The sequence below is a fragment of the Alteromonas aquimaris genome, assembly GCF_026183695.1.
Lineage (GTDB): Bacteria > Pseudomonadota > Gammaproteobacteria > Enterobacterales > Alteromonadaceae > Alteromonas > Alteromonas aquimaris.
Window position 1 is genome coordinate 450,251 of the sequence record NZ_JAPFRD010000005.1, and the last position, 13,447, is coordinate 463,697.

Below are 13,447 nucleotides of genomic sequence, written 5' to 3' on the forward strand. Positions count from 1 at the left end.
ACTGTTAGCGAACTGTTAATGTTTTAATGGCGCTAAATGAAATATTTAAAAAGAGAATTATCTACTCCTCATGCTGATCAACTGATAACCCTCAGCAGTATAAACTATTCTTTTATATTTCAATTGGTTTAGGGAACGCGGCGGTGTTGTGGTTTCTGTCATTGCATATTATTTCACTTTTTATCTGGACTGCTTCTGTGCTCTATGTACCGGTTTTGATTGCAATGCAAACCCAAAAAGCAAAGCGGTTTATGCACCACCCTACTGGCATGGGGTCTGTGGCGAGGTTAGTGTTTACCCATATCGCGTCACCTGCGGCAGTGGTTTCTATTATTGCCGGCACCCTAACCTTCGTAATAGGTGATATCGTTATTTTCTGGTTGCTAGTTAAGCTCACGCTTGTTTGCCTGATGGTTATTTTTCATGCGTGTCTTGGATTGATTATCACCCGTTTTGAGAGAGAAAATACCGATAAGCTTGAGTTGTATAGCTGGACCTTATTTGTTGCGTTAAGCGTGTGTATGGTGAGTATTCTGTGTATTGTACTGATGAAGCCTGCTGAACCAGAAATATTGCCATGGACGCTTTAGGGGTCAACCAGATGTTCGTCCTTTTGCACTACATCGACACCAATCCCATACTCGTAAACCAACTGCGCACCGAGCGAGCCGGTAATGTTTATCATCACGCCGGTAAGCACACTTACGTACAGACCCCAAGGCATAATTTGAGCCGCCGGATTGTCGCCCAAACGCAACATAACGTTCAGTGTAGCAAGCGACAAGGACATGATCGCCAACAAACCATGCGCCCAGGCCGAGACAATCCTACGGATCCGTTTAACCGAAAATACATCGATAGCGCCTGGAATACTCCCCACCACGCCAAACAACAACCCTGTGGTCGACAGGTAAAAACCGGCTTTGCCCCAAAACGGGTCGCTGGTTACCACATAGCAAATATCAGTAATAACCAGCAGCAAAAGCAGCGCTACCGGGAAATGAATCAATGCAGGGTGCAGCGGATGGCCTTTAATAAGCGAACGGCTATCAATCTTTTCCTCTCGCAGCATAGCGTGTCTTTTCCTCATAATAGTGGTAGCGGAAATGTTTAAACAGGCAGTGAAATTGGCTAGCCCTGCAGTAGCGATATCGCTATTAGGTTGTAACGGTCATTATTCTATTTTGGATCCCGCCGGGCCGAACGCGCAGAAAGTGATGTGGCTGTGGTGGGGCATGTTTATCGTAGCAAGCATCGTACTTCTCGGTGTGTGCGCGGTATGGTGGTATGCCATGAAAAAACCTCATAAAGACTACACGGCAAAGGAGGTGAGGGGGCTAACCAATCGATTAGTGATTGTCGGTGGTATTGGCTTACCAGTGGTGTGCATCGCAGCACTGCTTGGGTTTGGAATACCCGCCGGACACAGCATGCTTCCCTGGCCAAATGAACAAACGATAAAAATAAACGTACATGCAAAACAATGGTTATGGGAAGTCAGTTACCCAGCGCATCGTATTCAGTTACAAGACAAAGTAATCTTACCCGCGGGCATCCCTGTTGATATTCAGGTGACCAGTGAAGATGTGATACATAGTTTTTGGGTGCCGAGGCTGGGTGGGAAGATAGATGCAATTCCAGGCAGAACGAATGTACTGAGATTACAAGGTGACAAGCCGGGTGTGTACGGGGGCCAGTGCGCTGAATATTGCGGGTTTGCGCATGCGAAAATGAAATTTGAGGTAACGGTTTTACCCGAACAGGAATTTACCCAGTGGTTAGCAGCACAGCAAAGGGAGAAGTGAAGTAATGAATAACGATTTATCATTACACGCACAGTTTGCAAAGGTATGGGATAACCTGCCAGGCTGGGGCCAATTGGCAGCGGTCAATCATACCTCGATTAGTCGCCGTTTTATGCTGACTGGGACAGTATTTTTCATCATTGGGGGGGTATTGGCAATGCTAATACGCTCACAACTGGCGTTACCTGACCAACAGCTGATTTCACCAGCGCTCTACGCACAGCTTTTTACCATGCATGGCACGGTCATGATGTTTCTGTTTGCTATCCCCATTCTCGAAGGGGCTGCCATGTATCTGATCCCAAAAATGATCGGCACCCGCGATTTGGTGTTTCCGCGCTTAAGCGCATTAGGTTATTACTGCTATCTCTTCGGTGGCATGATCATTATGGCCAGTTTGTTTTTGGGGGTAGCGCCTGATTCTGGCTGGTTTATGTACACGCCTTTATCCAGTGCCGAGTTTTCCGCCGGCCCAGGTTCTGACTTCTGGTTGCTGGGTATTACTTTTGTTGAAATCTCTGCGGTTTCTGCCGGTGTAGAACTTACGGTTTCTATCTTACGCACCCGAGCCCCCGGTATGTCTTTAAGCAAAATGCCGATTTTTTGCTGGTATATTCTGGCCATGGCGCTAATGATCGTGTTTGGTTTTCCTCCGCTTATTCTCGCCAGCATTTTGCTTGAACTGGAACGCGCAGCGGGAATGCCGTTTTTTGATCCCAGTGCAGGAGGCGACCCCATTTTATGGCAGCATTTATTCTGGTTATTTGGCCACCCTGAGGTCTACATTATTTTCTTGCCCGCAGCAGGCATTGTGTCAACTATCATTCCAGTATTTGCTGGTCGTCCGCTGGTAGGCTATCGCTGGATTGTATTAGCCATTATTACCATGGGCTTTGTTAGCTTTGGATTATGGGTGCATCACATGTTTACTGTAGGGATCCCCCAATTAGCGCAAGCATTTTTTTCGCTCGCCAGTATGCTGGTAGCCATACCTACTGCTATTCAGATATTCGCTTGGATCGCGACCTTGTGGACGGGGAGGGTGCGCTTCGAGTTGCCGATGTTATGGATGTTCGGATTTTTGTTTATCTTTGTTTGTGGCGGGTTAACCGGAGTGATGCTGGCTTTGGTCCCGTTTGATTGGCAAGTGCATGATACACACTTTGTGGTGGCGCATTTTCATTACGTATTAATTGGCGGCATGTTGTTTCCCCTTATCGGCGGTCTTTATTATTGGTTGCCCCACCTGTCAGGTCGTATGCCAAGCATGCATATGGGAAAGTGGGCTTTCTGGCTTATCTTCATTGGTTTTAACGCGACTTTTTTGATGATGCACTTAACCGGACTGTTGGGTATGCCGCGACGGGTTGTCACGTATGAAGCAGGGCTTGGCTGGGACTGGCTTAATATGCTTTCATCGTTCGGTAGCTTTATTATGGCTAGCGGATTTGGCATGCTGATACTGGATGTAGTACTTCATTTTCGCTACGGGCAAAAAGCACCATTTAATCCGTGGCAGGCAGACACATTAGAATGGGCTACAGGCACTCCCCCGACATCGTATAATTTTCTAAGTTTACCCACAGTGTCTACGCGACACCCGTTGTGGGATAAGCCTGACTTACAAGCAACCATCAGGGACGGAGCCGAAGGCTTGAAAAGTATAGGTCATGGGCGACGGGAACTGTATGGTACTGAGGCGGTGACCGCGCAGTTACGTGAAGTTATTCATCTGCCCACTCACTCCTGGCTGCCCTTAATTTCGGCTCTTTTTCTGGCGGCACTATGCATCAGTTTATTGTCGCGTGCTTATGCAATTGCCTTGGGGGTAGCCGTTCTCGCAACCGTTTCCTTGTTTCGCTGGGGATGGGTTAATGGGGCACATAAAGTCATAGCCCCCTTAACTGAACAGGAACACCAACGTGATGAACCTCCGTTACATTCCCGCACTATGAATGGACCCGGATTATGGGGAATGGTGGTGACCTTATTAAGTGATGGTTCGTTATATTTATCGTTACTATTTGGCTGGCTTTATCTGTGGACAGTGGCGCCTGGTGGAAAAGTGCCAGATGTCTCGAGTATTTCAATTAGCATGATGATGTTAAGTGGGGTGTTTCTTACCATTGCAGTTTTTGTCTATCGACGAATGGTCAGGAGTTTACGCGTTGGAAGTGCTAACAATTTGCCATCGAAACTGATCTGCGTATTTTCTTTTGGTGGCCTTCACCTACTCACTCTTATTTATGTCGTGGTGACGAGTGACTTAGCCATCACCGACAATGCACATGATGCCACACTGTTTGTTATGCTAATGTTTTTGTTATTTCATAGTAGCATAGCGGTTGTCACAAGCGGACTACAAACCCTGCGTGCTCACAAAGGCTATATTAGTCAGTTATTGCCCTATGAACCCGCTGTCTTTAGCCCATTCTGGCTTTTTACTCTTGCTATCTTCTGGCTCAGTTTTGGCAGTTTTCTTATACTGCCATTAGTATGGTGAGATCTCATGAAACAGGTTAATCATCACCCGTGGCACTATATAGGAGGCTGGGTAATCTGGGCAATTTGGTTTGTCGTAGTCTATGGAGGTCTTTCCATAGCGTGCCAGATCAACCCACCAAACCCCGATGAGGGCGTATTTAACTGGATCAACATCAGTTTGGCTTGCTTTACGCTTGTGGTAATTGTCTTCCTTTCCGGCTGTGCATTAAAAAGTTGGAAGTTGCAGCAAGAGGCAATACCCCAAGCTAAATTTCCCCTGCAAATCGCTACCGCGATATATGCGTTTGCCACGTTTGGGACGCTACTTGTGGGGGGGGCTATATTAATGGTAACGCCATGTCTGTAGCTCGGCTGGTCCTTGTCTGCTTAGCGTTAAACTCAGGTCAGGCGGTCGCTCACAGTCCTTTTTCAAGCTCCGGGCAGGAAAGCGTGGCTGCGGGGATAGCAGCGGGTACTGTGGCGGGATTATGGTTACTGTATGCAGTAGGATGTCGTCACGTCACACCCACTGCCTGGCGAAGGTGGCTATTTCACTTGACTGCTATCTTGACGCTATTCACTCTACTCGGTCCGCTCGACAAATGGGCGGAAACAAGTGCCGCTGCACATATGACGCAGCACATGCTTATGATGGTCATCATTGCACCAGCTTTTGCATTAGCTAAGCCGCTGCCCCAATATTACAAAGTGTGGGGTAGATACGCTAAAAAGTGTTGGCGGATAGCATTTAAGATCACCCAGTATCCCATGTTGTGCGCCTATTTGCATGGTATCGTAATTTGGTTCTGGCATATCCCCACCTTTTATATGCTAGCGGTGGTTAATCCGTGGATACATATCCTTGAGCATGCTTGCTTTCTTATAACCGCTATCTGGTTTTGGTGGGCGTGTTTACATGCATTTTCAAGCAAATCCCATTATGCCCTGCTAGCATTGCTTTTCACTCTCATGCACACAGGCTTTTTAGGTGCTTTACTCACCTTCGCTAACGCACCTTTTTATGGAGAAGCGAGAGGGCTACCGGATCAGCAACTTGCCGGACTCATCATGTGGGTACTAGGTGGCTTGCCTTATGTGAGTGCGGCCGTGTGGGCGGCAAACCGATGGTATACGAAGTTCGAACGTGAGTTTACAATCAATAAGTGACACTAAGCAGTTGCGAATTTTTTTCTTATCTCGCGATTTTTACAATCCTTTGCGGCAATAAGCCCTATAACCGTTTAGTGAGAAATTGAGCTTAACTTTGGGTTCTTCATACAGGTGACGGTGAATAGGCGAGCAAAAGTGGAATTCCGACACGGGTAAATCATGTGCCGGAAAGAGCTATATCTATTGAGATTTTATAAATCGTTTTTAATTCGCGTGGTAAGTAGCAAAACGATTTTAAGAGCCTCAAGGTATTGACCTAATTAATGGTCATGATTTTCGTGGCCGATTGCCCATGTAACATGGGTCAAATGACGCGTTCCGTCAGGGTCGATGCGTAAAAACACTTCCGCATTACCCCGTTTATAAATTGAACGACCCCAGCCAACTGACTTACCGTCATTGGGTTCAGCCTTGTTGCATCCTTTACCAGCAGGGGAGTTACAGCCACTGCCACCGCCACCACTGCCCTCACTTGCATAAGAATCGTACGAATCAGTGTGACTATATATACTGCTTAACTGTTGGTAATCGTGATTATTGGGATATTCATAAGGTGGATCTTGGTAGTCCATACAACTGAATAATGATTGATTATTGAAATTTTCATCTTGATGATCTAACCCAACATTATGTCCTAATTCCTGGCATGTCACACTTTGCTTCCAGTCAGCGCCGCTGTAATAGGCCATATTGAAATAGGTATCGTTCATCTTTGTATAGCCAGTAGTGATATGGCCATTGTTATCCAATGAAATACCCGCAATACCCAACCAGCCATTTTGTCCATATTCTAAGTTACAAATTCTAATCATGCCATCTGGCGAATTGCATTTTCGCCGTGTACGCGTGCTGGTGTCTCCATTCAGATCTTCTACCATGTTTAGAACATTGGACTGTGACCAATCGGCCACGGCCTGAGATACATATGGATCCCAATCGCTTGTTGTACTGTTTATTATCGTTAAGTTAAATGAGCTTGTCGTTCTAGCCCAGTGGTAATCTGCCCAAGAATGATCAGCAAAGACAGTAGGGATTGTTCCTACGGAAAGGGCAACCGAGGCGGCCATGAGTTTTATGTTCATAAGTGTACCTATATATAGAGTGATTGTAGGGTGCCATAACAGGTGATGAGCTTTGCTGGATTATTTAAAAAATAATTAGCCACGCCTATTAACTACCCAGGCTATAAAAGTGTGGCACAAACTTAGTATTTTTCACTTTGAATCGTGTAAAAGGGTAAGGTGAGTTTCGAGGGCCTCTACATACCCCCTGACGGCATAGATATAAACGCGTTACCTATCAATAGGTTATATTGCGATAAAGCAGCTTTCACTTATCGGAAATACTACCCTCTTTCAGTATTAAGTGTGCTCGCGATATGTTCACTTAACTTTCGAACTAATTCCTGCATTTGCAGAACAGCATGCTCAAACCCATCTTCACTTAAATTGAGCTGCAAAGTGAAAATATGCATAGTTTTGCGTTGGTCGGGATACATCACCCAGTATTTTCCGCGCAATATTGCCTGTCCTTCGTAGGTGGGTAGAAAATCATCTACCACAATAGCTACGTCTGCACGGGATAGATCATTGTTGTGTTGAGCTAAGCCTGCGGGTACTGACAAAATTTGATGTTGCTGCCACAGGTCATTTTCTAACGCTTTCAACATGCCACTCTGAACGGGTTCGGCCCATACATGATGAGGTGAAAAGTGCAGGGTAGTGGCGCTGGTTTGCATGACCAGACTACGTTGTTTCAGGTATTCGGGTAATACCAGCTTTTGCAGCGACAATTGAGAAACAGGTTGCTGTTCGGCTTTGTTATCGCCATGCGGAGAGTGCAACAAATAGTAATTTAAATTTATTGACTGAGAGGCACAGCCTGCTAACACCAGAACAAGTGCTATTATCCAAAATGGTGTTCTCATTGTTTTGCTCCCGACTTCTTCGCTTTTGGTTGTATGTCCGCTTCATTGCCAGTAGCAAAAATAAGCCCATTTGGTTTTTGATTAAGTTGCATTATTAAAGGTTGGATACTGCGTAACGTGTCTTGTAAGGAGTCCATCGTTTCCTGAATTTCTGACTTGCTTAAACCGCCTTCGGTATAATTTTGAAGCAGGCTTGACATGTCATCCAGTACCTCGTTTAAGTTACTGTTAAGCTGTTCAGCATCAATATTGGTTACCAGCGTATCAAAGTTATTGGCAGTGGTTTTTACCGATGTTGCCGCTTCACTTAAATCTCCTATAGCCGTTCCAATATCTCCTATCAAGGTATCTAAAGGTAGCTGGTTTATTTTATCTAAAATAGCGTCCGCTTTTTGGGTTAACTGCGTAAACTCATTGGATACCGTGGGAATAACATCAAATCCATTAATGGTCTTTAGCGGAATGGGCTTATGGTTTTCTACATGTTTTAGATCTACATAAAGGCCGCCCGTTAACACATTTCCCATACGCAGCGTGGCGCGCAGGTCATCCGCGATCCACTTTCGCATGGTCTGCTTAACTCGCTGCAATCCCACTTCATTATCGTCTTGCCGTACTTTTCCTGGGTAGATCGAAATAGTGACCGGAATGGGAAAGTCTTCTTGGAGGATACTACCCTCAATGACGTTTCCTGCATTGATACTGCGGACCTCGCCAATTTCTATGCCGCGGTATTCTACCGGCGCCCCAACCTTTAGTCCGCGTACGGTTTCGTCAATTAATAAAAGGTATTCTGCAGACAATTTGAATCTGGCGTTGACCGCTGCTATCTGATCTTCATAAATTGAGAAAAAGGCGTCGCCGCTTACCTGCTCACCAAGGCTGACGCCCTCTGGGACGCCAAAAGTAATGCCGTTTGTCATTAAGGTTTCCAAACTACCTGTCTCTACTTTTACTCCGCTGGACTCTAGATTAAGTTTGACTCCGCTAACGTTCCAAAAGCGTGTATTCTCGGTGATCAGCTTATGGTAGGGTGCTTCAATAAAGGCGTTATAATAAACTATGCGCTCATCGATATTAAATGACGAATCTTCAAATTCTCCTACTTTAAAGCCTTTATAAATGATGGGATCGCCTGGTTTATAGGCAAGTTCATTATCACTTTTTAACGAAAGATGCAGGCCGGGTGTGCCTGGAGGGGTCACGGGAGGTCTTTCTTGGGCGACGAAATGATGAGTCTGATTACCTTTGTCGTCAGCACTCATGGCAATGTAAGCGCCGGATAGTAAGGTATTCAGCCCCGATACTTCCGAAAAGCTAACTCGCGGTGCCACTACCCAGAACTGGGCTTTGTCGGTCAACAGATACGCGGCACTTTGATCGATACGCGCATGGACAATTACGCCTTCTAAATCCTGTTTTAATTCAATTTTCTTAACTTGGCCAATATTGAGATCGCGTACTTTGATAGGCGTTTTATTCACATCTATGCCGGCTGCTGACTTCATTTCGATGGTAATCATTGGCCCTTGGTTGTTCCATTGAAACCAGATAAGCCAGCCCCCTACGAGCACTACTAATAGGGGGATTATCCAAATCTTGGAAAGAGTTGAAGTGGGCTTGATATGTGCTTCTTCTTTCATACAACAGACTTCCTGTTTTGCCAGATCAATCGAGCGTCAAAGGTCATGGCAGCTATCATCGTAATAAACACCACAGCACAAAATGCCATTGCGGCTGGTCCCGGGTATATGGAGAGGGTATTACCTAATTGGATCAGAGCAACCAACATTGCTACTACAAATACATCAATCATCGACCATCGACCTATCCATTCTACTAGTCGATAGTATTGGGTAAGCACCTTTGGGTTATCCAGCATCCCTGTTTGCACAATAAAATTCAACCATGCCAAGATGAAGATTTTAGCAACAGGTACCACTACACTCGCCACCAGGATTACAAGCGCAATAGGATATGAGCCCATTTCCCACAATGATATAACCCCACCAATAATAGTATTAGGCTCATTTTTGCCGAAAATGTTGGTGTTCATAATCGGTAGGGTATTGGCCGGAATGTAAAGTATGGTGGCAGTGAAGAGCAAGGCCCAGGTACGTTGAATGCTTTTACTGGCGACTACTGGCGTGATTGCCTTCTGTTTTGGTACTTTCTTGCCGTGCACCCAATATGCAGTCTGGGAAGCATCAAAATAGAAAAGTGCAATACTCATAGTAAGAGTAAAACCAATATAGGTGTAAAATGACGGCCCTATTTCTACCTCCGCGAGGGTGGTAATCTTGATCAGGCTCACTAAAATTCCGACCAGAAAAATTTCTGCCATACACCACGGCAGGGCCAGCATCACCGTGTTGTAAATACGCCGTAGATAAGGCGCATAGTGATGGGTAAGCCTAGCCCACATTAGCCAGAAAATACCTATCAACAATACGGCAGGTAAAATGACAGTCGCGAGGCCGGTTACAATCGCTAATGACAGATAGTCGTTTTGCACAAGCACCGCCAATGCAGACCATAGGTCCACCGAGTGATGCTGGCCATTGAGTTTGAAGGTTAGAAAATCAAATTGCAAAGACAGTATCAGCAATACCACTGCACTGGAGGCCATTGCCATAGTAATTTGGGTTTCATTATGGCGATAGGTGAGCAATGTATGCCCACAGCGTGGGCATACTGCTTTTTGCTTATGCTTCAAGGTGGGCAAACAGCTTTCCTTGCCGCAATCTCTACAAGAAACTTTCAATCCGTGCGGATTTGCCATTGAGTTCCTTTAACAACCGTTTGGTATCATTGCATTATTATGAATACAATAGATACTAAAAAGCCAGTTAATCAGATTAACTGGCTGAAAAAAAGTACTTTTTTATAAGGGCTTAGCAATTAAAAACTGGCGTTACCCGGTGTTCTCGGAAAGGGAATAACGTCGCGAACGTTTTGCATTCCAGTAACATAGGCAACTAAGCGCTCAAAACCTAATCCAAAGCCAGAGTGAGGTACAGTGCCATAGCGACGTAAATCGCGATACCAGTTGTAATCTTCTTTATCTAATCCCATCGCTTCCAGACGCTCGTCGAACACGTCTAAGCGCTCTTCCCGTTGCGAACCGCCAATGATTTCGCCAATACCTGGGGCGAGAATGTCCATGGCCGCTACCGTTTTACCATCATCATTCAAACGCATATAAAAGGCTTTGATGTCCTTGGGATAGTTTTGCATGATGATCGGTGCGCCTACATGTTCTTCTGCCAGATAACGCTCATGCTCAGATGATAAGTCTACCCCCCAGTCTACGGGGAACTCAAATTGCTTACCGCTGGCTTTTAAAATTTCAATCGCATCGGTGTAGTCCATTCGAACAAAATCAGAATGAATTAGCTTTTCCAAGCGGTCGATGACATCTTTGTTAATGCGTTGTGCGAAAAACGCCATATCATCCGCACGTTCATCCAGCACAGCTTTACAAACGTATTTCAGCATATCTTCTGCTAGCTGAGCAACATCGGATAAATCAGCAAATGCAACTTCAGGCTCTATCATCCAGAATTCGGCTAAATGACGCGACGTGTTACTGTTTTCTGCACGGAACGTCGGCCCAAAGGTGTATACTTTCGACATGGCATTACAATAGGTTTCTACGTTTAACTGACCAGACACTGTAAGATATGTCTCTTTGCCAAAGAAGTCCTTGCTGTAGTCCACCTCGCCCTTATCAGTACGCGGGATGTTCATCATATCCAGCGTAGAAACACGGAACATTTCTCCAGCACCCTCGGTATCGCTGGCCGTCAGGATAGGGGTGCTTATCCAATAATAACCACGTTCGTGAAAGAAGCGATGAATGGCCTGAGATAAACAATTGCGTACCCGGGTAACCGCTCCTATTACGTTGGTGCGGGGGCGAAGGTGTGCATATTCACGTAAAAACTCAATAGAATGACGTTTAGCTGCCATTGGATAGGTGTCTGGGTTTTCTACCCAACCAACAACTTCTACCGATTCAGCTTCTATTTCTAATGCCTGCCCCTGGCCTTTTGATTCTTTAACCGAACCGACTACTGATATGGCACAACCTGCGGTAAGACGCTGAATGTCTTGGTAATTTGATAAAGAATTTAACGCAATAACCTGCACAGGGTCGAAACAACTACCATCATGAAGGGCAACGAACGAAAGGCCTGCCTTAGAATCTCGGCGTGTTCTCACCCAGCCTTTTACTGTTACTTGTTCGCCAACCGCGTACTTACCCTTAAGTACGTCGACAACGGGCGCATGCGTCATTATTCAGTCTCCAATAATCTTTTCAAAAGTGGCAAATATCTTCGCACACTTCGTTTATTTGTACACTCACTGCTATACTTTTTGCACATTACGTAACCTGTATGAACGCGCAAAAGGGCAGTTTTTTGTTTGTTAACGTGATTTTACTGCGAAGATCTGGATGTCAGATATTCAGCGTATGTACGAAAACAGCTAATGGCAGCTAGTATACTCATCCTATGAATGGTTACCAGAGATTAGTGACTGCATGAGAACAAAAAATAACGAAGAAGGGCGTCCGCTCGATCGGCGCCATAAGCCTAAGTATAAAGATGGACTTTATCGGCTTATTATTATTATTAATTCACTTGCGTGGGGCATTTTGGTGGCCGCCCTCATAACATTTCATTTTGCTCGTCCTGAGTTTGTCAGTGGGGTGCAGGAATATTGGGGGTTAGAGGCGAGCACAGGCTGGTCGAGAGAACACGTTACCCGCTTGTTCACGCTGTTGCAGTTGTGTCTGGGACTAAGCTTAGTGACGATGTTATTAAGAGCGCGCCGCACACGGCGGCGCAATGACTATTACGGCATCAATCTGTTCATCCTGGTAGGAATTTCAGCCGTCAGTTTGTTTACGTTGTATATCAATGTGATGTAACGCAAATAAGTTAACCGAACCCCTCGGTTAACTTATAAATGCCGAATTTATCAGGAAGTAGGTGTAGACGATATAGGCCAATAGAAACGCCCCGCCTTCTAAACGATTAAGTCTTCCCGGCCCCTTGATACCAATACAAAAAATCAGCAAGGCAACGGATACAGCCAACATAAACACAATATCTCGGTAAAAGAAAATAGGCTCAACGCTCATCGGTTGAATGAGACCAGCTATACCTACTACTGCCAAGGTATTGAACATGTTAGAACCAATTACATTACCTAATGCTAGATCATGTTCGCCTTTTTTTACCGCCATAAGGGATGAAGCCAGCTCAGGCAGTGACGTACCAATAGCAATAATCGTCAGTCCGATTATGGTATCACTCACCCCAAAAAAGGTGGCCACTTCGACGGCGCCCCAAACGAGTACTCGTGAAGACGCAATCAATAATAACAGACCAGTTAGTAGCCAGATCAGGTTCATTTTTACCGAGGAGTCAGCGTGACTCATCTCTTCAGTGAACTCTTCAGCCAGGGCGTCTTTGTCACCGCGTATTCCCTGCCACACACTCCACGAGAACAGTAAGATGAAGATACCGATTAGCATAAAAGCGTCATCTTTTGAAACGTGGAAATCCAATAGCTGCCAAGCCGCGAGAAACATAATGCCGAGCATAATAGGAAGCTCACGACGAATAATCTCGGAGCGCACCGCAATAGGACTGATCACGGCCGTCAAACCTAGAATTAAGGCAATGTTCGCAATATTTGAACCATAGGCATTACCCAGTGCAATTCCCGAATTACCCTGCATAGCTGCAAAAATCGAAACGATGATCTCAGGCGCAGAGGTACCAAACCCAATAATCAACATACCGATAAGTAAAGGGGATACACCAAAATGGTTAGCGATGCCAGCTGACCCATTAATAAATTTTTCTGCGCTCCAAAGTAAAACGGGTAAGCCCACAATGATTGCAATAATCGCCAGCGTCATTCTTTCTCCTTAGGTGTTTCGCCATTTATTACTTGCTATTTTAGTAAGATAACGGGATTGTTTATGTTAATGGTGACGACAAAAAAATATTCACAAATAACACTTTGTAATTTTGCGACATTGTAT

13 protein-coding genes are annotated in these 13,447 nt (G+C 45.3%); 6 read left to right on the top strand and 7 right to left on the bottom strand.

What is annotated here, in order from left to right:
- Positions 1-143: 143 nt before the first annotated feature.
- Positions 144-590 carry a CopD family protein gene (locus tag OPS25_RS05030; RefSeq protein WP_265616549.1) on the top strand — a complete coding sequence of 149 codons (447 nt, stop codon included), beginning with the start codon at positions 144-146 and terminating at the stop codon, positions 588-590.
- Here OPS25_RS05030 and OPS25_RS05035 read toward each other — a convergent pair.
- Positions 587-1,072, bottom strand: coding sequence for a DUF2231 domain-containing protein (locus tag OPS25_RS05035; protein WP_265616550.1), 486 nt, complete (start codon positions 1,070-1,072; stop codon positions 587-589). The genes OPS25_RS05030 and OPS25_RS05035 overlap by 4 nt on opposite strands.
- A 34-nt stretch (positions 1,073-1,106) precedes the next feature.
- Between OPS25_RS05035 and coxB the strand changes: the two genes are divergently transcribed.
- The 4 genes from coxB to OPS25_RS05055 are packed head-to-tail and all read left to right on the top strand — an operon-like array spanning position 1,107 to position 5,456.
- Positions 1,107-1,805: a cytochrome c oxidase subunit II gene (coxB, locus tag OPS25_RS05040; protein WP_265616551.1), complete on the top strand. Its 699-nt coding sequence runs from the start codon at positions 1,107-1,109 to the stop codon at positions 1,803-1,805.
- 4 nt (positions 1,806-1,809) lie between these two features.
- On the top strand, positions 1,810-4,308 hold the full coding sequence (gene ctaD, locus OPS25_RS05045) for a cytochrome c oxidase subunit I (protein WP_265616552.1): 2,499 nt from the start codon (positions 1,810-1,812) through the stop codon (positions 4,306-4,308).
- A 6-nt stretch (positions 4,309-4,314) separates the two neighbouring features.
- Positions 4,315-4,656, top strand: coding sequence for a hypothetical protein (locus OPS25_RS05050; RefSeq protein ID WP_265616553.1), 342 nt, complete (start codon positions 4,315-4,317; stop codon positions 4,654-4,656).
- Positions 4,647-5,456: a cytochrome c oxidase assembly protein gene (locus OPS25_RS05055; protein WP_265616554.1), complete on the top strand. Its 810-nt coding sequence runs from the start codon at positions 4,647-4,649 to the stop codon at positions 5,454-5,456. The genes OPS25_RS05050 and OPS25_RS05055 overlap by 10 nt, the downstream gene beginning before the upstream one ends.
- A gap of 263 nt (positions 5,457-5,719) precedes the next feature.
- On the opposite strand, the gene OPS25_RS05060 is transcribed toward OPS25_RS05055, so the two are convergent.
- The 5 genes from OPS25_RS05060 to asnS all read right to left on the bottom strand — a co-directional run bounded on the left by OPS25_RS05060 (position 5,720) and on the right by asnS (position 11,685).
- Positions 5,720-6,541 carry a hypothetical protein gene (locus OPS25_RS05060; RefSeq protein WP_265616555.1) on the bottom strand — a complete coding sequence of 274 codons (822 nt, stop codon included), beginning with the start codon at positions 6,539-6,541 and terminating at the stop codon, positions 5,720-5,722.
- A 263-nt stretch (positions 6,542-6,804) separates the two neighbouring features.
- On the bottom strand, positions 6,805-7,386 hold the full coding sequence (locus OPS25_RS05065; RefSeq protein WP_265616556.1) for a PqiC family protein: 582 nt from the start codon (positions 7,384-7,386) through the stop codon (positions 6,805-6,807).
- Positions 7,383-9,029 (bottom strand): intermembrane transport protein PqiB, encoded by a 1,647-nt coding sequence (gene pqiB / locus OPS25_RS05070; protein WP_265616557.1) that lies wholly within the window; start codon positions 9,027-9,029, stop codon positions 7,383-7,385. Before pqiB ends, OPS25_RS05065 begins: the two co-directional genes overlap by 4 nt.
- Complete coding sequence (locus OPS25_RS05075) at positions 9,026-10,111, bottom strand: paraquat-inducible protein A (protein ID WP_265616558.1); 1,086 nt, start codon at positions 10,109-10,111, stop codon at positions 9,026-9,028. Before OPS25_RS05075 ends, pqiB begins: the two co-directional genes overlap by 4 nt.
- A 176-nt stretch (positions 10,112-10,287) precedes the next feature.
- Positions 10,288-11,685 (bottom strand): asparagine--tRNA ligase, encoded by a 1,398-nt coding sequence (gene asnS / locus OPS25_RS05080; RefSeq protein ID WP_265616559.1) that lies wholly within the window; start codon positions 11,683-11,685, stop codon positions 10,288-10,290.
- A gap of 247 nt (positions 11,686-11,932) precedes the next feature.
- Between asnS and OPS25_RS05085 the strand changes: the two genes are divergently transcribed.
- Positions 11,933-12,322 (top strand): hypothetical protein, encoded by a 390-nt coding sequence (locus OPS25_RS05085; RefSeq protein WP_265616560.1) that lies wholly within the window; start codon positions 11,933-11,935, stop codon positions 12,320-12,322.
- A gap of 27 nt (positions 12,323-12,349) precedes the next feature.
- Here the strand turns inward: OPS25_RS05085 and OPS25_RS05090 are convergent, their stop codons facing one another.
- A complete protein-coding gene (locus OPS25_RS05090; protein ID WP_265616561.1) occupies positions 12,350-13,321 on the bottom strand; it encodes a calcium/sodium antiporter in 972 nt (323 codons plus the stop codon).
- Positions 13,322-13,447: the final 126 nt, after the last annotated feature.